At 57.6% G+C, this 20,095-nt stretch carries 19 protein-coding genes and 1 tRNA gene; 14 read left to right on the top strand and 6 right to left on the bottom strand.

The window, feature by feature from the left end:
* Positions 1–14: 14 nt before the first annotated feature.
* Both PG062_RS15195 and PG062_RS15190 read right to left on the bottom strand, forming a co-directional pair.
* Positions 15–752, bottom strand: a complete 738-nt coding sequence (locus PG062_RS15195; protein ID WP_270752927.1) for an amino acid ABC transporter ATP-binding protein — start codon at positions 750–752, stop codon at positions 15–17.
* 21 nt (positions 753–773) lie between these two features.
* Positions 774–1,451 carry an amino acid ABC transporter permease gene (locus PG062_RS15190; protein WP_408611421.1) on the bottom strand — a complete coding sequence of 226 codons (678 nt, stop codon included), beginning with the start codon at positions 1,449–1,451 and terminating at the stop codon, positions 774–776.
* Between the two features lie 476 nt (positions 1,452–1,927).
* Between PG062_RS15190 and PG062_RS15185 the strand changes: the two genes are divergently transcribed.
* The 3 genes from PG062_RS15185 to PG062_RS15175 are packed head-to-tail and all read left to right on the top strand — an operon-like array spanning position 1,928 to position 3,847.
* Entirely contained in the window at positions 1,928–2,368 is a 441-nt protein-coding gene (locus PG062_RS15185; protein WP_270752916.1) for an Lrp/AsnC family transcriptional regulator, read from the top strand.
* Entirely contained in the window at positions 2,369–2,842 is a 474-nt protein-coding gene (locus PG062_RS15180; protein WP_270752915.1) for a hypothetical protein, read from the top strand. It begins immediately after the preceding gene.
* A gap of 15 nt (positions 2,843–2,857) precedes the next feature.
* Entirely contained in the window at positions 2,858–3,847 is a 990-nt protein-coding gene (locus PG062_RS15175; RefSeq protein WP_270752914.1) for a glycosyltransferase family 2 protein, read from the top strand.
* A gap of 422 nt (positions 3,848–4,269) precedes the next feature.
* Here the strand turns inward: PG062_RS15175 and PG062_RS15170 are convergent, their stop codons facing one another.
* Positions 4,270–4,674, bottom strand: a complete 405-nt coding sequence (locus PG062_RS15170) for a methylglyoxal synthase (RefSeq protein WP_114000317.1) — start codon at positions 4,672–4,674, stop codon at positions 4,270–4,272.
* A 234-nt stretch (positions 4,675–4,908) separates the two neighbouring features.
* Between PG062_RS15170 and PG062_RS15165 the strand changes: the two genes are divergently transcribed.
* Positions 4,909–5,493 carry an RICIN domain-containing protein gene (locus tag PG062_RS15165; RefSeq protein WP_270752913.1) on the top strand — a complete coding sequence of 195 codons (585 nt, stop codon included), beginning with the start codon at positions 4,909–4,911 and terminating at the stop codon, positions 5,491–5,493.
* Positions 5,494–5,589: 96 nt separating this feature from the next.
* Here the strand turns inward: PG062_RS15165 and PG062_RS15160 are convergent, their stop codons facing one another.
* The gene (locus tag PG062_RS15160) at positions 5,590–6,288 is read right to left on the bottom strand and encodes a response regulator (protein WP_114000319.1); all 699 of its coding nucleotides are present in this window, start codon (positions 6,286–6,288) and stop codon (positions 5,590–5,592) included.
* The gene (locus tag PG062_RS15155; protein ID WP_270752912.1) at positions 6,281–7,669 is read right to left on the bottom strand and encodes a sensor histidine kinase; all 1,389 of its coding nucleotides are present in this window, start codon (positions 7,667–7,669) and stop codon (positions 6,281–6,283) included. Before PG062_RS15155 ends, PG062_RS15160 begins: the two co-directional genes overlap by 8 nt.
* A gap of 458 nt (positions 7,670–8,127) precedes the next feature.
* On the opposite strand from PG062_RS15155, the gene PG062_RS15150 reads away from it, so the two are divergent.
* The 7 genes from PG062_RS15150 (at position 8,128) to PG062_RS15120 (ending at position 17,119) form a co-directional block, all read left to right on the top strand.
* Positions 8,128–9,111 (top strand): NAD-dependent 4,6-dehydratase LegB, encoded by a 984-nt coding sequence (locus PG062_RS15150; protein WP_114000321.1) that lies wholly within the window; start codon positions 8,128–8,130, stop codon positions 9,109–9,111.
* A 21-nt stretch (positions 9,112–9,132) separates the two neighbouring features.
* On the top strand, positions 9,133–10,806 hold the full coding sequence (locus PG062_RS15145) for a DUF2142 domain-containing protein (RefSeq protein ID WP_270752911.1): 1,674 nt from the start codon (positions 9,133–9,135) through the stop codon (positions 10,804–10,806).
* 532 nt (positions 10,807–11,338) lie between these two features.
* On the top strand, positions 11,339–13,351 hold the full coding sequence (locus PG062_RS15140) for a hypothetical protein (protein ID WP_270752910.1): 2,013 nt from the start codon (positions 11,339–11,341) through the stop codon (positions 13,349–13,351).
* On the top strand, positions 13,348–14,022 hold the full coding sequence (locus PG062_RS15135) for a hypothetical protein (RefSeq protein ID WP_270752909.1): 675 nt from the start codon (positions 13,348–13,350) through the stop codon (positions 14,020–14,022). Before PG062_RS15140 ends, PG062_RS15135 begins: the two co-directional genes overlap by 4 nt.
* A gap of 80 nt (positions 14,023–14,102) precedes the next feature.
* Positions 14,103–16,160: a hypothetical protein gene (locus tag PG062_RS15130; protein ID WP_270752908.1), complete on the top strand. Its 2,058-nt coding sequence runs from the start codon at positions 14,103–14,105 to the stop codon at positions 16,158–16,160.
* The gene (locus PG062_RS15125; RefSeq protein ID WP_270752907.1) at positions 16,157–16,849 is read left to right on the top strand and encodes a hypothetical protein; all 693 of its coding nucleotides are present in this window, start codon (positions 16,157–16,159) and stop codon (positions 16,847–16,849) included. Before PG062_RS15130 ends, PG062_RS15125 begins: the two co-directional genes overlap by 4 nt.
* Positions 16,850–16,972: 123 nt before the next feature.
* Positions 16,973–17,119 (top strand): hypothetical protein, encoded by a 147-nt coding sequence (locus tag PG062_RS15120; RefSeq protein WP_270752906.1) that lies wholly within the window; start codon positions 16,973–16,975, stop codon positions 17,117–17,119.
* A 94-nt stretch (positions 17,120–17,213) separates the two neighbouring features.
* Here PG062_RS15120 and PG062_RS15115 read toward each other — a convergent pair.
* Positions 17,214–17,289, bottom strand: a tRNA-Lys gene (locus PG062_RS15115).
* Positions 17,290–17,534: 245 nt separating this feature from the next.
* On the opposite strand from PG062_RS15115, the gene PG062_RS15110 reads away from it, so the two are divergent.
* The 3 genes from PG062_RS15110 (at position 17,535) to PG062_RS15100 (ending at position 20,029) form a co-directional block, all read left to right on the top strand.
* Positions 17,535–18,026 (top strand): DUF2975 domain-containing protein, encoded by a 492-nt coding sequence (locus PG062_RS15110; RefSeq protein ID WP_270752905.1) that lies wholly within the window; start codon positions 17,535–17,537, stop codon positions 18,024–18,026.
* A gap of 13 nt (positions 18,027–18,039) precedes the next feature.
* Positions 18,040–18,252 (top strand): helix-turn-helix domain-containing protein, encoded by a 213-nt coding sequence (locus PG062_RS15105; protein WP_114000779.1) that lies wholly within the window; start codon positions 18,040–18,042, stop codon positions 18,250–18,252.
* 319 nt (positions 18,253–18,571) lie between these two features.
* Positions 18,572–20,029, top strand: a complete 1,458-nt coding sequence (locus PG062_RS15100; RefSeq protein ID WP_270752904.1) for a DUF4153 domain-containing protein — start codon at positions 18,572–18,574, stop codon at positions 20,027–20,029.
* The last annotated feature ends 66 nt before the right edge of the window (positions 20,030–20,095 follow it).

Below are 20,095 nucleotides of genomic sequence, written 5' to 3'. Positions count from 1 at the left end.
TTATGTAAAAACTTTTATTTATCTTCCACCAGACGCAAAAAAGCGCGGGTGCGCTCCTCGCGTGGGGCGGTAAAAATCTCTTTGGCGGGACCCTGTTCCACCACAACGCCGTGCTCCATGAACACGACCTGGTTAGAAACGTTGCGGGCAAAGCCCATCTCGTGGGTCACGACCAACATTGTCATGCCATCGGCGGCCAGGTCCCGCATCACGGCCAGCACTTCCACGGTCAGCTCCGGGTCCAGCGCGCTGGTGGGCTCGTCAAAATAGATGATCTTGGGGTCGGTGGCAATGGCGCGGGCAATGGCCACGCGCTGCTGCTGCCCGCCGGAAAGCTGATTGGGGTAGCTGGCACCGCGGTTGCCCAGGCCGACCTTTTCCAGCGCTTTTTGGGCGCGGGCTTCGGCCTCATCCCTGGGCATTTTGCGGGCAACAATCAACCCTTCGGTCACGTTCTGCAGCGCGGTCTTATTCAAAAACAGGTTGTAATTCTGGAACACAAACGCTGTGTGGCGGCGGGCTTCGTACATCTCAGCGCGGCGCACATGGCCCAAATGGTAGGTCTGGCCGTCCAGCACCATAGTGCCGTCCTCGGCCTGGTCCAAAAAGTTGGCGCAGCGCAGCAGCGTGGTCTTGCCGGAACCGGAAGGCCCGATCAGCGAAACAACCTCGCCCTTGTGCACCGTCAGGTCCACGCCTTTCAGCACATCCAGCGTGCTGAACGATTTGCGGATTCCGGTGATTTTCAACATCTCCTGCATGGCGGCACCTCCTCAGGAATTCTGGCTGAAGCCCTTGGCGTTCAGCTTTTTTTCGCCCCAGCGCTGGACCTGCGTCAGGATGGTGGAGAACATCAGGTAGATAAAGGCAACTTCCAGATAAAGCGGCAGCGATTCATAGGTGCGCGCCACAATGCGCTGGGTGGCCATAAACATCTCGGTTACCGTAATGTTTGCGGCAAGGGAGGTATCTTTGAGCAGGGAAATCAGCGAGTTGAACAGCGGCGGGAACGCCGTGCGCAGTGCCTGCGGCAGCACAATACGGCGCATCGTCTGCAGATAGGTCATGCCAACGCAGTACCCGGCTTCCATCTGACCAGCGGGAACAGATTCCAGCGCGGCGCGGATGGTCTCGGCGCAGTAGGCACCCTCATTGATGGCAAAGCAGGCCACAGCAGCCGGGAACGGGTCGATCAGTACGCCAAGGCTGGGCAGGCCGTAAAACACCACGAACAGCTGTACCAGCACCGGGGTGCCGCGGATGACCCAGACATAAAACCGGGCAAGTTGCCGCAGAACGGGGATTTTGGCGGTCTGCACAAGGGCAGTAATCAGCGCAATGACCAACGCAAGCGCAAAAGAAATGACCGTAAGCGGCAGGGTGACCGTAAGGCCGTTAATTAAAATCTTAGGAAAAGAGTCAATCAAAATGCCGACCAAACGTGTATTCACAGCGGAGTCCTTTCCGTTTTTGCAAAACAAGATAAAAATAGACAAACTACCCATCATTATACTAGGGTATGGGAGAAAAAGCAAATTAAATCTGCTTCATAAAATAAAGCAGAGTACAAAATGGCAGGCAAAAACACAAAAGCCCGCTTGAAAAGCGGGCTTTTGTGCATAGAGGGGTGGGAAAGTATATAAAGGTCAGAAGATGGTAATGTAATAAATAGGAACTTAAAGGGGTTATACTCTGTTTTTCTCTTTCTTGTTACAAGTACATTATAACCTTGATTATTAAAATGTCAAATGCAATACTTGCAATTTTGTTTTGCTTTTATTATAATGATGCCCAGATAACTTAAAATAATTCAGCATATGCACAGAAAATGAAAGAGTTTTCGGTTTTGTAATGCCATACAAGGTTTATTTGCTTTATTTTATTTTTATTGTGCTCATTGACTAAAACTGACAGGAAGTGACTCGACATGGATGAATTAGACAGCAAAATCATCCAGCTTATGATGCGCAACGCCCGCATGCCAGTCAAGGAAATCGCCAAACAGGTCAACCTGACCAGTCCGGCGGTGTCCAGCCGTATTCACCGCATGGAGCAGGAGGGCATCATCGGCGGCTATACCGTGCGCCTGCACCACCCCGGCGAGAATAACCGAGTCCAGGCGTTGATTTCCATCCAGACGGCGATATCGGAACGGGACCATTTCCTTAAAATGATCCAGGGCGAACCGCAGATCCTGCAGTGCTACCGCGTGACCGGCAGCTATAACTTTATCGTCAAGGTCAGCTGCCCCGGCATTGATGCACTGGAACACCTGCTGACCCACCTGCAAAAGATGGGCAACACCAACACCCAGATCATTCTTGCTACACCGCTGGACCGCAGTCTGAGCCTGGAAGGGGACGTATAAATGGAATTGCATATTTGTAAACAATGCGGTCTGGTGGCTCCCAAGGGAACTACCGTCTGCCCGCGCTGCGGCCGTGCGCTGCCCCCCACCAAAGCAGAAGCCAGCCGCCCGCGCTATACCATCCATGTGGACCCGGATATGGTTCAATACTGGGATGATGAAGACGAGGATGAATTTCCGCTGAAAGATGATCCCTTTTTCATGTGCTATGAGGGCGAGCAACAGGAAGAGATGGGCACTGGGCATTACCTTGCAACGCTGCTGTTGTTTGCCATCCCGGTGGTGGGCCTTATCATGATGATTTACTGGAGCCTTTGCGGCAGCAAATGGGAGGAACGCCAGAAGCTGGCCACTGCCTGCATGATCAAGCGGCTGGTGGGGGACCTGGTCATTCTGGCCCTGCTGATTGCGGCGCACAGTGTGATCGTTGGCCTTTCTTACATGCCCATCCTGCTTGGCGGCATGGGTTATTAAAAGGAGGGAAGCACAGTGAAAGCAAGCGTGATTATCCCCAATCTGAATGGTGCTGGCTGGCTGCGGGATTCCATCGAATCCATCTGGGCGCAGACTGAGCAGGACTTTGAGCTGATCGTGATCGATAACGGCTCCACCGATGAAAGCCTCGAAATTGCCCACAGCTACTGCGGTAACCCCCGCTACCACCTGATCGAAAACAGCGAGAATACCGGTTTTTCCCATGCTGTCAACCAAGGCATCGCCATGGCTAAAGGCGAGTATATGGCCTTGTTCAATAACGATGCCTTTGCCGAACCGAACTGGTTGGAAGAGCTGCTGAAAACCGCTGAGAGCGACCCGAAGATTTTTGCGGTATCCAGCCTGATGCTGCGCTATTACGAGCCGGAACTGGCCGATGACGCCGGAGATTATGTGACGATTCTGGGCTTTGCCTGCAAGCGCGGCGACGGCCTGAAAGCCAGCCGCTACCAGAAGCCCTGCCGTATTTTTTCTGCCTGTGGCGGCGCAGCACTGTACAGAAAATCCATTTTGGATAAAATTGGCGTTTTTGACGAATTGTTTTTTGCTTACTATGAGGATGTTGACCTCAGCTGGCGCGCCAACAATTTTGGTTATAAAAACGTCTATTGCCCCACCGCAAAGTGCCGCCATATCTGCGGTGCCACCACCGGCGCGGTGCGGTATAACCCATTCAAAAGCATTCAGAGCGGCCGCAACAGCATTCTGCTGCCCTACAAAAACCAGCCGGTGGTCATGCTGGTTGTCAATTTTATCCCCATGCTGCTGGGCTATTTGTTGAAAGTTATCATGTTCCGTCACCGCGGCTTCGGCAATGATTATGCCAAGGGCTATGCGGAAGCCAAGATCGCCCTGCCCAACATCAAAAAGCCCAAATTTTACTGGCGTAATCTGCCTAACTATTTATGGTGCGAGGGCAGCATGATCGTTGGGCTGTTCCGCTACCTGGTTTACCGCGTTCAGCGCGCGCTGAAAATTACCTGAAAGATAACGGAAGCAATAGAATAAAATAAAGCATGTGATTTCCCGCCCGACAAAGGTGGAAAAAGCACATGCTTTTTGCATTTGTGGAATCGTGTTATATCTAAGGCAACACCGCACAATTCCCGCCTTGCGGCTTAAGCACCGCTCCGGCAGCTGCGGCACGGCATCTGCGTTGCCAAAATGTTCGATAATGTCGGGTTGCGGTACCCGCATCGTGCTTCGGGGGCAAAAGCCCCTCGCACTCTGCGACCGCTGCCCCTGCTTCGGTTCGCTGTTTCCGCCACTGGCGGCGCTCACCTTTGCAGCATCCAGTATTATCTGCGCTTTTGGCTTGGCATCTGCCGCACCTCGCTCGCCGTATCGGCACTTAGAATTATGCGGTATTGCCCTACAAATGCTTGCTGGGGTTTCGTGGATATTCGTTATTTTCTCCCGCGCTGCAATTCGATCCAGGCCAGGTCTCCGCGCTCCAGGCCGTGGATCAAAACCTCGGCAGTGGCAATGTTGGTGGCAACGGGGATGGCGCGGGTATCGCACAGGCGCAGCAGGGTAACGGCGTTCGGCTCATTGGGCCGGGCGTTGACGGGGTCGCGGAAAAACAGCAGCATATCAATTTCGCCGCAGGCAATCATGGAGGAAATCTGCTCGGCACCGCCGCGTGCACCGGGGTACAGGCAGCGAACCGGCAACCCACAGGCATCGTGTACCACTTTGCCCGTCACGCCGGTGGCAACCAGTTCGTTCTGAGACAGAATACGCACATAGGCTGTGCAGAACTGGGCCAAAAGCTCTTTGCGGGAATCATGGGCAATCAATGCGATCCTCAAGGTGGGTGCCTCCTATAATTAGTTATTTATATAATATCATAGAATAGATTGCTGAAAAATGCAAGACACCTTTGGTTAAACCACCCGCTAACCCCGAAAAAGCGTGCAGTGTTACCAAAAAACATTACACGATTTTGGCAAAACCGCTTTGTGCGAATGTGCTATAATATGTACAATAAATACATAACCTGTAAGGCACCAAAAGCGCCGCACAGGCAAAGGAGGAAAAACGCTATGAAAAAATCCGCACAGACCGTCATTCGGGAAGGCGCCTGCTATACTATCGCTGCCGCCAATGGCCGCGTACTGGAAGTTGCCGATTTCAACACCGAGAACGGCGCATCCATCCGCCTGTGGAGCTATGAGGGTCAGCCCTGGCAGCAATGGATTTTTGAGGAAGCCGCTGAAGGCCAGTACCGCATCAAAAACCGCTTTACCGGCAAGGTGATGGACCTGGCCATGAGCGGTGTTGTGAACGGAACCTGGGTGCACCAGTGGGAGAAAACCACCGGCAAGGGCCAGCGGTGGGAGATTGTTCCCGCCGATGGCGGCAAGGCCAAGATCCGCAATGTGCTGGCTGATAAGGTCATTGACCTGGTAGGCATGCGGGTCGATAACGGTACCCAGGCCCAGATCTGGCAGGATGTGTTTGGCGAAAACCAGCTGTGGAGCATCCAGCCCGTGCCGGATAAGCTGCTGCAAAAGGATATGCCAAAGCCGGAACCCAAGAAAACGGCCCCCAAGTCCACCCGCACCCAGACCGGCACCGGCCACGCCAAAAAGACCGGCGGCAAAGGCGGACGCCGCGCAGCCAAGTAAAGCGGAGAAAACCGAATAAATAAAATTGAAACAGCCCGCTCATCCGGCAACAAACGGATGGACGGGCTGTTGCGGTTACATTTTGAAAGCCAAACTTTACTGGCGGATCATGCGGTAGCCAACGCCGATGTGGGTCTGGATATAGCGGGGGTGGCTGGGATCTTCCTCAATTTTTTTGCGCAGCGTTGCCATAAATACGCGCAGGGACGGCGTATCCGATGCGGCCGGGCTGCCCCAGACTTCGTTCAGCAGATAGTTGTGGGTCAGCACTTTGCCGGTGTTCTTGGCCAGAACGCAGATCAGCTTGTACTCAATGGGGGTCAGGTGAATCTCCGTTCCGCCGCGGTACACACAGCCTGCGGCATAGTCAATGCGCAGTTCTCCGTTCTCATATATGCTGGCCTGGTCACCTGCGCGGGAAGTATCATACCGCACACGGCGCAGCGCCACGCGCAGCCGGGCCAAAAGCTCCTCTACGCTGAACGGCTTGGTCAGGTAATCATCTGCACCGGCATCCAGGGCGGATACTTTGTCGGTATCATCACTGCGGGCCGAAACCACCAGAATGGGCACGTTGCTCCACCCGCGAATCTTGCGGATCACATCAATACCGTCCATATCCGGCAGGCCAAGGTCCAGCAAAATTACATCCGGCCGTGCCGAAGCAGCTTCCAACAGGGCACCGGCTCCGTTCTGTACACGGTGGTACTGATAATTGCGGGTTTCCAGTGTGGTGGAGATCAGCCGTGCAACAGCCGGGTCATCCTCCACCACAAGGATCAGCGGTTTATTCATACAGGGTCACCTCAGTTCGCGGGAGTGTAAAACGGAAGCAGGCACCGTGCGGTGCAGCGTTCTGTACATCGATCACACCGCCATGGGCGGCAACAATGGAACGGCACAAGGCCAGCCCAAGACCCAGCCCGCGGCGGCCATCGCTGCGGGTTTTGCCAAGGGTATAAAACATATCAAACAGCTTGTCCCGGCTTTCTTCCGGGATGCCGGGGCCGTCATCCGTTACGCAGATGCGGACAAATTTACCCTCCGGCGCGGCGAAAAGCTCGATGCGGGAATGTTCGGGGGTATATTTGATGGCGTTGTTGATGAGGTTCACCAGCACCTGCTCGATCAGCTGGGCATCCATATCGGCCATCAGCAGGTCATCCGCCACGTTGGTCACAATGGTGTGGCTGGCGGCGTCATGGTCTAAATGAGTCAGTACATCGTCAAAAATATCTTGAATCAGCTCCGGCTGAATGCGCAGGTTTACCTGGCCGTTCTCCATCCGGGTGATGGAAAGCAGATTTTCCACCAGATGGTTCAGCCAGTTGGCGTCCTCATAAATTGCGGCAGAAAGCTCCCGGCGCTTTTCCTCGGTCAGCAGGGGATTTTTCTCGGTCAAAATTAGCGCGTTGCCGGAAATGCTTGTCAGCGGGGTGCGCAGATCATGGCTGATGCTGCGCAGCAGGTTGGCGCGCAGCTGTTCCTGGCGGGCGGCTTCCTCAATTTCGCGTCGGGCGCGGTTGGAGGCTTCTTTTTCCAGCGCCAGGGAACACACATCCAGGATGGATAATGCCAGATTGTGCTCATAGGTGCTGAACTCATGCAGCGCCGGGCAACTGCGGTAATCCGTCTGGGCGGGAGGGGGCAGAATCAGGGTTCCCGGTGCAATGTGCTCCGGTGCGGGGGCAAAGCAGACCGGGCGCTCCAACAGCTTGCCCAGCTGGGTGGCCGTTATCCGCAGAATGGTGTCAGGGTCCTCGGCCCCCAACAGGCTGCGGCTGGCTTCCAGCAGCACCTGCGAAGCATAGGCTTTGCGCTCGCTTTGGGCGGCCTGTACCTTGATACGCCCTGTCAGCGAGGAGCAGAGCAGCGAAACGCAGAGCATGACCACTGCCGTTACCATGTCGTCTGACCGGATGCGGAACTGCATAAAAGGGTCAATGAACATATAGTTGACCAGCATCACCGAGAACAGCGAAGCCACGACGCCGTACATCAACCCCGATGTAAAGACGTTGATATACATGACGCCCAGGATATAGGTCAGGATATAGTTGGAAGAAACAAAATCCAGCCGGAAAAATACCCAGCTTGTCAGCGTACACAGCGCAAGAACCAATGCGGTCAGGGCGCAGTCCCGCAGCCAAAGCAGGGCAGGTTCGCGTTGCGGCATGGGTGCAGGCTCCTTTCCACTACAGGGCAGGGAATGCGGCAAGGCGGCCCAGCACTGTATTTATCCTATGGCAACACCGCACAATTCCCGCCTTGCGGCTTAAGCACCGCTCCGGCAGCTGCGGCACGGCATCTGCGTTGCCAAAATGCTCGATAATACACAAAGTATTATCTGCGCTTTTGGCTTGGCATCTGCCGCACCTCGCTCGCCGTATCGGCACTTAGAATTATGCGGTATTGCCCTATTATAACATATTGCCGAACTCTTTGATACAAACGGAATAATCTTTATATAAATTTAATGCAGGTCTACCCTATCCGCGGCAGCCCCGGCACTTTTTTGCACGCTGGGCGGGGCATTGGTTGAAATCAGGCCGCAAATCGGTTATACTATTTTGTAATAATTGGATTGTTCTGCCCTGCGGGCGGTATTGCCATATAAAAAGGAGTGTTTTTACAATGTCCCATACCGTTATGGTGACCGGTGCCGATGGCTTTATCGGCAGCCATCTGGCCGAAGAGCTGGTAAAAAGCGGCGAGAAAGTGCGTGCTTTCTGCCTGTATAACTCGTTTGGTTCCCTGGGCTGGATCGATACCCTGCCCCCGGAGATTCGCAATGAAATGGATATCTTTATGGGCGATGTACGTGACCCCAACGGCGTGCGTACTGCCATGCGCGGGCAGGAGCGCGTGTTCCATCTGGCGGCCCTGATTGCCATTCCGTTCAGCTACCACAGCCCGGACAGCTATGTGGATACCAACATCAAGGGCACCCTGAACGTGCTGAACGCCGCCCGTGAGCTGGGCACCCAGCGCGTGATGGTTACTTCCACCAGCGAAGTATACGGCACCGCCCAGTATGTGCCCATTGACGAGCATCACCCGTTCCAGGGCCAGAGCCCCTACTCTGCCACCAAGATCGGCGCGGACCGCCTGGCTGAAAGCTTTTACCGCAGCTTTGACCTGCCGGTTTCCATTGTGCGTCCCTTCAACACCTATGGCCCGCGCCAGAGCGGCCGCGCCATCATCCCCACCATCATCACCCAGCTGCTGGCCGGCCAGCAGGAGATCAAGCTAGGCAGCCTGACCCCCACCCGCGACTTTAACTATGTTAAGGACACCGCCCACGGCTTTATGGCCATTGCGGACTGCGATGCCGCCATTGGCCAGGAAATCAACATTGCCACCGGCGTGGAACATTCCATCGGCGATTTGGCCAATGAGCTGATTGCCCAGATCAACCCCAGCGCCAGGATCGTCTGCGAAGCCGAGCGCCTGCGCCCCGAAAAGAGCGAGGTCAACCGCCTGCTGGGCGATGCCACCAAGCTGCGCACCCTGACCGATTGGAAACCGCAGTATACCTTTGAACAGGGCCTTGCCGAAACCATTGAGTTCCTGCGCGGCAATCTGGACCAGTACAAGGTCGGCCAGTACATTCTGTAAGGCCGGTTGTAAGGAAGTTTTATGCCAATAAAATTACAAAAGCTGCCCGCCGCTGTGCGGTGGGGGCTGGCTGTGCTGTGCGCCGCCGTGTGCGGCGTGCTGTGGGCCTATTACTGGCGGGTGTTCTTTGGGCTGGATAACCGTGTGTCCCCCCTGGTGGTTACACTAGGGTGTGCGGCCTTTCTGGAAGTATGTCTGCTGGCCGGGTATTGTGTGCGGCGGTTTGCAAAAGAATTTGCGGCAAAAGGGGCCGTGTGCATCTTTTTGTGCGGGTTGCTGTTTGCATTTGCCAACCCGCCGCTGCAAACGCCGGACGAAGCCGACCATTACCTGCGCACCTATGCCATCTCCACCGGGCACTTTGATTTTGATGCTTCCCGCACCTACCCGGACGATGTGGCCTACCTGCTGGAAGCGTTCCCCGGTGCATGGGTGAATGCGCATACCTCGGCCGGTGTGGGCACCGACCCCGATACCGGGGCGGAAAAAGCCTATAACACCGCGGGCTATGCCCTGAAGCAATACGGCAAGGAAGGCGCAGTGCAGAGCATGGCGGATAGCTTTGCCCTGTACCTGGCGCACGATGTGCGGGATTCTGTGCCGGACCCGGTCAGCGAGCCGGTCAGCTTTCTGGTCATTCCATTCCTGCCGGGTGCGGTTGGTATGGCGCTGGCACGCCTGCTGGGCTTTGGCGCGTTGGGCTGCCTGTATGGCGGGCGCATCGTCAACCTGCTGGCCTACACGCTGTTGTGCGCGTTGGCGCTGGCCAAAGCGGAGCGTTACCGCCCGGCCTTTGCGGCCATTATGCTGCTGCCGATGTCGCTTTTTATGGGGGCATCACTGAGCTATGATGCAACCCTGCTGGGCTGCTATTACCTGATGCTTGCCCTGCTGACCCGCAAGGAGTGGAACACCCAAACGGCAGGCATTTACACCGCCGCCTGCATCTTTGTCAATATCGCTAAACCGTACCTGAACCTTTTGTGGGTGCTGCCTATCTTTTTGGTGGCAAAGCGGGAATGGCACGCCAAGGGACGCCGCCCGCTGTGGGCGCTGGGCGGCTTTGGCGGTGCTATGGCCGTTACCCTGCTGACGGAATGGTACGGCACGGCGTTCCGCTATAACTATCCCATCATTGAGCGCCAGGGCGGCAGCACGGTAAACGGCGGTGAACAGCTGGCCTTTGTGCTGCGCAACCCTCTGCGGACCATTGCTGCGTTCTGGGGGACCCTGGGAGAGAATGATTTCTTTATTGGGCAGCTCGGCCTGTTCGGCTGGAAGGACCTGCCCATCAGCTTTTTGAACCTGACCGGCCCGCTGGTGCTGCTGTTGGCCGCCCTGCTGGCTGCTGCGCAGCCAAAACGCGCCGATGCGTTCCCCACCCGCCGCCGCGTGGGTGGGGCGGCGCTGCTGGCGCTGGTGTACGCCGCCGGTGCCATGGCAGCCATGTATATCACCTATACCCCGGTGGGCATGGTGCGCATTGTGGGGCTGCAGGCGCGGTATTTCCTCTGCGTCTGGCTGGCATTGCTGCCCGCCCTGGCCGTACTGCTGCGCAAAACCATCCGCCCCGCCATCACGGAAGAAAAGGCCGAAGCGGCCATCACCCCGCTGTGCGCCTGCTATGCCGTTTTTGGCGCTGTGCTGCTCTTCCAGCACTACTTTGTGGGGCCGGTGTACGTCGTATACGCGTGAGCTGGCTTACGCGTATATGAGAGAATAGTTAAGGCAACACCGCACAATTCCCGCCTGATGGCTTAAGCACCGCTCCGGCGGCTGCGGCACGGCATCTGCGTTGCCAAAATGCTCGATAATGTCGGGTTGCGGTACCCGCATCGTGCTTCGTGGGCAAAAGCCCCTCGCACTCTGCGACCGCTGCCCCTGCTTCGGTTCGCTGTTTCCGCCACTGGCGGCGCTCACCTTTGCAGCATCCAGTATTATCTGCGCTTTTGGCTTGGCATCTGCCGCACCTCGCTCGCTGTATCGGCACTTAGAATTATGCGATATTGCCTTAAAAGAATAAAGAATAATGGCGGTGTGCCTGCGGCACGATCAAATCTGCGGTTTTTCGCGGCTTTTGCGTGATAGTCTGCGAATATAGAATCAGCCTTTATATGCTACCTTGCCCCAAATTTCTGAGCCGCCCACCGGGCGGCAATCCACCGCTAATGATTCATTGCTAATTGCTAATTACTAATTTAATTCTAATTCCGGGAGGTGCTGTACCGTGCAGATTGTATTCGGCCTGCTGTTTTTGTTGTTCTTCTCCGCATGCTGTCTGTGCGTGGCGGCATGTACCCGGTTCGATGCCGCCCTGCTGCCGCTGCCCGCCTTGTGCGGGTCGGTCGTGGTGCTGTATCTGCTTTCCCTGCTGGGGCTTTTGCAGTTCGGCCATTTTATCATCATGGCGGTCTGGCTGGCCGGCGGGGTCTACTTTGGGGTGCGTGCCGGGTGGCGGGCTATCCGGCGGGCGCTGTTCAGCCCCGGCTTTTTGCTTTTTGTGGGCGGCAGCTGCTTTTTGTGGGTGCTGTTTGCTTTGCAGCAGCCCATGTTTACCCAGTGGGATGAATTTACCGCCTGGGGCCTGGCCCCCAAGATGGTGGCGGAGCGCGCTGCGCTGTATGTGGCGGATCCCATCAACCTGACGGCGAGCTTTACCTACCCGGCAACCAGCCTGGTTTCCTATCTCTTCCAGCGCGTACCGGGCCAGTTTTATGAATGGCAGTGCCTGGCCGGGCTGGATATTTTGTTCCTGGCCTGCATTGCCCCGGCGGCAGCCATGCCGCGCAAAAACTGGGCGGGTGCTGTGTTGGTGTTTGCTGCGGGCTTTCTTCTGCCGTTCTTTTTCAGCGTGGTTCCGGCGGGCACCCCATCCACCATTTACGCCAACGCCATGGCGGACACCCCCCTGGCGCTGCTGTTTGGCGGAACCCTGTGCCTGTATGCCGCGGCGGGCGGGCGCAAAACCGGCTTTTTTGCCTGTGCCATGCCACTTGCCGTGCTGACCATGACCAAAGATATCGGTTTTGCCTATGCCTTGATCGTTACGTTCCTGATCGGGCTGGATCAGCTGTTCGGTACGCCGCACCCGGATACAAAGCCGGCCCGCATTTTCGGCGTATCGCTGGCAAAATGCAGTATTCTGGCGGCGGTGGTGCTGGCGGTGTTTATCAGCTGGAACCGCTATACCGCCGCCGTGACCCCAACCGAAACCACTGGGGCCAGCGTGGGCAGCGCGGGCCTGAGCTATGGTGCTGTGCTGACCGGCGGCATCAAGCAGCTGCTGGGCATTGGGCGCGAAGAACGCTTTGCCCAGATCATGCAGAGCATGGGCCAGGCATTTTTGTACCGCCGCGTCTGTTTGGTGGGCGCGCCCATCATGGCCGTCAGCTGCATTCTGCTGCTGTTCACGGCGGCCTTTGTGGCAGCGCCTGCCGGTGCCGCACGCCGCCGCACTGTGGTTGGCTTTGTGGGCGGGGCGTTCTGCTTTGCCGCGCTGTATCTCTTCCACCTGATTTTGTACTTCTACAATTTCTCCGAGGCCGAAGGCTCCGCCTTGAAGGACTATGAGCGTTATATCGCGCCCTACCTGCAGGGGTGGATGCTGTACGGCTTCTGTGTGCTGGGCTTTGCGGTGGGGCAGGGCAGCGGCGCGGCGCAGCGGCTGGGCCGTGCGGCGCTGGGGCTGGCCGCTGCGGCAGTGCTGGGTATTTTTGCCTGGCGCGGTGTGCCCGCAGCCGGGTTCTGGACCAACGCCGACAGCCTGTACACCCTGCGCCGCGATGTAAAGAACCGCGCTGAAGCAATGAACACCGTGCTGGACTGGCCGGACCGCGTGCTGGTCATCAGTCAGGGCGATGATGCCACCCGCTGGTACTACTACAAGTATGAGCTGACCGCCAAGGTGGTCAACGGCTATGGCGGTACCTGGTGGGGCAACGATGATTATTCCAGCCGGTGGGACTCCGACTTTATGAACCTGGTGGAAAGCCTGAACTGGACCTTGTATGACTTTGAGGCGGTCTGCACCGCAGACTCTCTGACCGCCTATATGGAAGAAAAGCAGATCGACTACCTGCTGATCGACCGCGCGGACGACTATCTGGAGCGGGAGTTCAGCAGCCGGTTCGAAGGCGGGCTGAAAGCTAATATGCCCGCAACCCTCTACCGGTTTGAAGGCCGCAGCAAGCCGATCGCCTTTACCCCGGTGGCTGTGGCAGAAAGCGGGGTGGTACAATGAAAGATAAACGCCCAACCAAGCGTTTCGCCGCCCCCGCCCGTGCGGGCCGCCCGCTGCGCCCCCAGCAGCTGCTGATATTGGCATATGCCGCCGCTGTTATTGTGTGGCTGGTGTACGTGCTGGTGGGCAGCGCTGTGATGCTGAACCATAAAGCAGACGGCACTATGGTGACCCGCACCCTGACGGCGGATGACCTGGAATTTGAAAGCTTTGTCAATTATGATGACGATGAATGGCATACCGCGCCGGTGGATGAACCCGGCTGGTATCTTTCCACCGACAACGACCCGCACATCATCTGGCGGGGCGAAGCCTGGCTGGAAACGGTGGAGCTGGACGCCGTGCACTATCTGCCGCCCGGCAGCGTGGCATTGTATTACCTGAGCCCCGGCCAGACCGAGTACAGCGAGACCCAGAAAGTTTTTGCCCGCGTGAGCGGCGAAAACCAGTATACCTTTGACCTGGGCGGCCTTACCGTGACCGGGCTGCGCATTGACCCGGACAGTGTGGGCGGCGTGCCTACCCGGCTGGACGGCGTGGTGCTCAACCCGGTGCAGCCGTGGTACCTGCGCTTTGTGCCAAACGGCGGCCAATGGCTGCTGCTGTTGTTTGCCCCGGCTGTGGGGGCTGCGTTTGCCTGCCTTGCCGTTGATGTTTTCCGCAAAAAGTAAAAAAGAGCCCTGTGGGGCGGTGCGCCCATGGCTTGGGGGCACACCCGCAGGGCTTTTATGTTGTATAAAATGGTGATTCTATGGAGCTGCTTTGCATCTTTGCCGCGCTGGCGGTGCTGTTTTTGTTCTGCGCGTTCCTAACGCTCAAATGTAACCTGCATGCTGCGCTGGCCCCGCTGACCGCGCTGGGCATTGCCGTTGCCTGGCTGACGGCTGCAGGCATGGCAAACCTGCTGCTGCCCGGCACTGTGCTGCTGTGGGCGGTGTTTGCGGGCAGCGGCGTGTGGGCGCTGGTGCCCCACAAAGGCCAGCGTCCGGCCTACCGCCGCCTGGTTACACCGGGGGCGGTGCTGTTCTGGGGCATGGCGCTGGCATTTGCGGTGTACTTTTTCATCCGCCAGCCGCTGGCAACCAAGTATGATGAACTCAGCCTGTGGGCTACCGCCGTAAAGGTGACCAAGGCGGATAACCGCCTGTATGCCCTGGCTACCCTTGGAACCCCCTGGCCCCAGACCCAGAACCCCGGCCTGCCGCTGCTCTCCTACTTCTTCCAGTTTTTGGGCCATTATGCAGACTGGAAGATCTATGTGGCGTATGATGTGCTGGCCGCCGCCGTGTTTGCCGCGGTGCTGGGCGGGCTGAACTTCCGCCAGTACCGCATTGCGGTGCCGCTGGCAGCAATCTGCTGGTTTGCCCCCTGGTTTTTGACGGTGTATAACCATACGATCTATCTGGATACCACTTATATGACCGCCTATGGCGATGTGCCCGCGGGCCTTGCACTGGGCGGCGCTGTGGCGCTGTGGCTGGCGCTGCGCAAAACCGGCGGCCCCAAGTGGGCCGTACTGCCGGTACTGGCGCTGGCGGCCAACATCAAGGCCAACACCTTTGTGCTGTCCCTGGTGGCGGCGGGGCTGATGGCTGTGGATGCCTGGCTGTTTGCGGAGCACCCCTTCAAAAAGGGCCTTGCCCGCCGCACCGGCTTTGCCATTGCCTGCTTTGCCGCGCCCATGCTGATCTATTATTTCTGGAACATCCGCTATGTGGGCATTCTGGTTGCCAAAAGTGCCAGCGAGGGCGGCACCGGCGAAACCAGCGCCCCCTTGTCCGCTGTGGTCATCAACGGCATCAAGATTTTGCTGGGCCAGTCGGTGGAGGGCTTTTACGCCGAGCGCCAGAGCCAGTTTACCCAAGCCATGGCCGATATGGGCCACCAGTTCTGGACTTCGGATGGTCGGCTGAGCATGATCGGCCAGGGCCGCAATGTTGTGGTGCTGATTCTGCTGGTGTTCTTGGTGGCGGCCATCTGCGCCAGAGGCCGCCAGCTCAAGTTGCGCATTGGCTGCATCGGGGTGCTGTCCCTTGCATGCTTTGTGGGGTATAACCTCATGCTGGCGCTCAGCTATGGCTTTATTTTCAAGCCAGATCAGGCCGTGGGGCTGGTGGATTATAACCGCTATATCTATACCTACTATATCGGCTGGTTCTTTATGGCGCTGGCCTGCTGGAGCACCGCCCTGCAAACCGCGGATGGCGAACAGAAAGCCTCGGCCCGCCACTGGATTGCCCTGGCGGGCCAGGCCGGTGTTCTGCTGATGGCCGCCGCCATGCTGGTGCGGGTGAACGGCATGATCCTGCCGCAGCTTTCGGTGCTGGGCTTCTCGGATGGCGAATTCGCCGACCGCAAGACCGCCCGCACCGAAGCTGACTGGCTGCGCAGCGATTACCTGAACGAAAACGACCGCGTGTTTTTTGTCAGCCAGGGGGATAACGGCGAACACTGGTTCTCTGCCGTGTTTGATTTTTACCCCGTCCTGGTGGATTACTCCGGCGTGGGGGCCACGCAGGAGGGCGGCGGCGGAACCTTCGGCCTGCCGGAGCTGGAACCGCAGGAGGAGGGCGTGAAGCAGCGCTACTACCACCCCTACACCGCTGAACGCCTGGATGAAACCGTGCGTGCCAACGGCTGTACGGTGCTTTACCTGCAAAAGATCGACGATATCTTTGTGCAGAGCTATCAGAACCTGTTTACCGACCACCTGGCCGCTGCGCAGGCGGGGCAGACCCTGCTCTACCGCGTAACGGATGCCGGGTATGAGCCGGTCACAATGCAGATGAGCAAGGAGGCGGCCCAATGAAAGAGATGACATGGAAAAGCCGCCTGAACCGACTGTTTGCCCATCGCTTTGCCTTGCCGGTGCTGTGCTGGTGCGCGGCGCTGGTGTTCTGGCTGGTGCAGGGTGCGGTGGCCTTTGCGGGGGACAGCTCCGCCAAGGCAAAAGGCACCCTGACTGAAACCTCGATTCCCATTGAAAGCTGGCAGCTGGCCGAGCTGACCTGGGGGGAGCCGGGGGAGAACAGCGCACCCCAGGGCCAGCTGATTACCACAGGCGGCGACCCGCAGATGATTTTGGAGGATGTATCCGGCCGCGTGGTGCGTACCGTGAGCTACAACGTGGAGTTTGACGGCGATTCCCGCGAAATGTGCCTGTATTACACCACAAAAATGGGGGAGCCCTACAGCCAGGACCGCCGCGTCTTCCCCAAAGTGCTGGCAGACGGCACCTATGTGTACACCCTGCCGCGCACCCAGATCGTGGCACTGCGGCTGGATCCCTGCAGCCCCGATGAAAACAAGACCGTGGGCCTGACCTTTACTCCGCAAAGCATTACCCTGAACGCCGCCAGCACCCTGCCCGGCGGGGCAGATTACTTTATCCCCGCCTGGTACCAGCTGTTCGGCCTGATCGTGTACCCCGCCCTTGCCGCCGCCGCATTGGATTGGCTGTGGGCCGTGGGCAGACAGCTTGCCAAAAAGAAACAATAACCCGACAATAGCCTGATACAACAAAGCACCGTGCCGCAAGCAGGAGAACCCCCTGCATGGCGGCACGGTGTTTGTTGTTGGTATGGGTGAAATCAGCAAAAGGCATCCCCCAGCCGAGAGCGAATGTATTCCAGGAACGCGGCAGATGCTGGGGCATATTGCCATCGGGTGGTGCTGTCCTGGGCATTGTTCCCGGCCATGGTGGCCACCGGCACCGACAGGATCTTCGCCAACCTGTTCTGGATGGGGGTGATGATCTGGAGGAAATGAAAAGCGGGCTAAGCAGCCAAAAAGGAATCACAATGTTGAGAATCTTGAATGACACAACAAAAAAGCACCGGACAAAAATTTGTCTGGTGCTTTTTGGTGCGCCCGCGGGAATTCGAATCCCGGACACCCTGATTAAAAGTCAGGTGCTCTACCAACTGAGCTACGGGCACAAATACTCAATTTGCCTGTTACAGCTTAAATATTGTAACAGGTATGGGAGAAAAAGTCAAGCTTTTTGCCGCATTTTCAGCCAGAAAATCTGCCGCAGGGCAGCTGGTGCAGGAACCTGAAGCATAAACGCATTGTAAAACAGAATAAATATATTGAAAAACAATAAAAATGTATTGTAAAACGATGCGATATATGCTATGATAACAGCATCGGATATACCATAAAACATCAGGGGGAATGACCAATGCGTCAATTACCAGAAAACTTTTTTGGCTGGAACGACCACAAAAGCATTATGCTGACCAAGTTCGCCACCCTGGCGGCGGCCATGGGGTGCGTGGTGATGGTGCTGTGCGGGCCGCGCATCGTCAGCTGGGTTTTGGCGGTGCACGCGCTGCAGCTGGTGCATGGGCCAAAGCTGGGGTATTTTTTGCTGGGGCTGGGCTATTGCAGCGCCGCGCTGGCCCTGTGGATGCTGTATAACCTGTACATGTTTTTGGCGCGCATTGAAAAAGAAGAGGTGTTTACCCCTGCCAACGTGTTGGCCCTGCGGCGCATCAGCTGGTGCTGCACCTGGGCTGCAGCGCTCTGCCTGCCGGTGGGTGCTGTGCTGGGGCTGCCGTTCATCTTTGCCATTGGCGTTGCGGCGGCGTTTATGGCGCTGATCGTGCGGGTCATCAAAAATGCGTTTGCCCAGGCCGTTAAGATGAAAGACGAACTGGACTATACCGTGTAAGGGGGCGCAGAAGATGCCAATTATCGTCAACCTGGATGTGATGATGGCAAAGCGCCACATGGGGGCGGGGGAGCTGGCTGAAACCATCGGCATTACCCCGGCCAACCTTTCCATCCTGAAAAACAACAAAGCAAAAGCGGTGCGGTTTTCCACCCTGGAAGCCCTGTGCAAAGCGCTGGACTGCCAGCCCGCTGACCTGTTGGAATACCGCCCGGACGAAACGTAAAGAAACGACCTTGGGCAACACCGCACAATTCCCGCCTAGCGGCTTAAGCACCGCTCCGGCAGCTGCGGCACGGCATCTGCGTTGCCAAAATGCTCGATAATGTCGGGTTGCGGTACCCGCATCGTGCTTCGGGGGCAAAAGCCCCTCGCACTCTGCGACCGCTGCCCCTGCTTCGGTTCGCTGTTTCCGCCACTGGCGGCGCTCACCTTTGCAGCATCCAGTATTATCTGCGCTTTTGGCTTGGCATCTGCCGCACCTCGCTCGCCATATCGGCACTTAGAATTATGCGGTATTGCCCTTGATATAAGGAGACAACCCAATGAAATTTGATAAAAAAGAGGCTGCAGGCCAGCCCCTTCCATTTTCTGCACCCAAAAATCCGCAGTGGGTCATGCTGGCCGCCCTGTTGCTGAGCTATGCGGCGGGCTATGAATATGTTGACCGCTGCCTGGGTTTTGGGGTGGCGAGCGAGTACTCCGCCTGGCGCGCCGGAGTGCTGGTGTTTGTGGCGCTGTATACCATAGTGGTGGAGCTCGCCGCCTGGGCGGGGGACCGCAAACCCAGTCGGACCGCCGCGGCCTGGTGGTGCTGCTGGCTGGTGCAAAGCCTGGCCATGGCGGGGTGGAGCCTGCACACGGACGACCTTGGCTTCTGGCAGGTCGTGGCGTGGCACTGCACGGCTATTTATTATGTGCTGGCCCGCAATGATTTACTGGCGGCTGGCCGCACCAGCTGCCTTGTGCTGCTGGATGGCGTGGCGGGCATGTTTGCCATCCCATTCGGCAACTTTTTGCTGCGTACCCAGCTGCTGTGGCAGGCACTGCACCGCTGGTGGGCCAATCATGCGGGACGCAAAGGCCGCACGCTGGAAACCGCCGTCAGTATAACTGCTGCCCTGCTGCTGGGCGGTGCGGCCTGCGCCACGTTGGCGGGGGCGGATGATAACTTTGCCCGGCTGTGGGGGCATCTTGGCAGCTGGCTGGGGCAGCTGTTCGGGCAGGATGCCCTGCTGGCAAATCTGCTGATCTTTGCGCTCTCCCTGCCTGTTGGTGCCTGGTTGTTTGGTCTGGCGGGCGGCAGCGCCCGGCGCAAGGCGCCGCCTGTTGCGGCGGAACAGTTTTACGGCAAACTGGCAGCCCTGCCGCGCCTGCCTCAGCTGATGGGAGTGTTAGCCATGGCGGTGCTGTGCGGTGTGTATACGTTGTTTTTTGCCGTGCAGGCGGCGGAATTCGCCGCTGCCCTTGGGGCACCGCTGCCCCTGACCGCGCCGGATGCCGCCGCGTTTGCGGTGAACGGTTTTTGGGAGTTTTGCCGCATTCTGGCGCTGGACCTTACTGTGCTGGCGGCACTGCACTTTTTGGGGGCGCAGCCGGTTACCCAAAAGGGCTTATCCCGCGTGTTGGCCGTGGCGCTGTGCGGGTTCGGTGCCGGGTTTGCGATGCTGGCCGCGGCCAAGCTGGCAGTGTATATCAATCTGTACGGCCCAACGGTGCGGCGCATTTGGGCTGCGTGGGTGCTGGGAGCATTGTTACTGGCCAGTGTTCTGGCTGCGGTGCGGTTGTTCCGCTGCATCCCGGCGGTACGCATGGCCTTTGTGGCAGCGGCGTTCAGCTTCAGCCTGCTGTGCTGCCTGCCTCTGGAGCGCTTCTGTGTGGATGCTCAGCTGGCCCGCCCCGATTGCGATTGGCAGCTTTTGCAGCGCTATACCTGGCAGAGCAGCGAGCTGGACGAGTATATCACCCAACAGGCAGGGGAAAACGCGAATTTGTCGGAGTGAAACTCCGCCATCTTGCTATCGCAAGACCGTTCTGTCGCTTGAAAGCCCCACTGGGGCTTTCATTGC

Origin of the sequence: Gemmiger qucibialis, assembly GCF_027689445.1 — a bacterium.
Lineage (GTDB): Bacteria > Bacillota > Clostridia > Oscillospirales > Ruminococcaceae > Gemmiger > Gemmiger qucibialis.
This window is presented reverse-complemented; position numbering and strand designations above follow the sequence as displayed.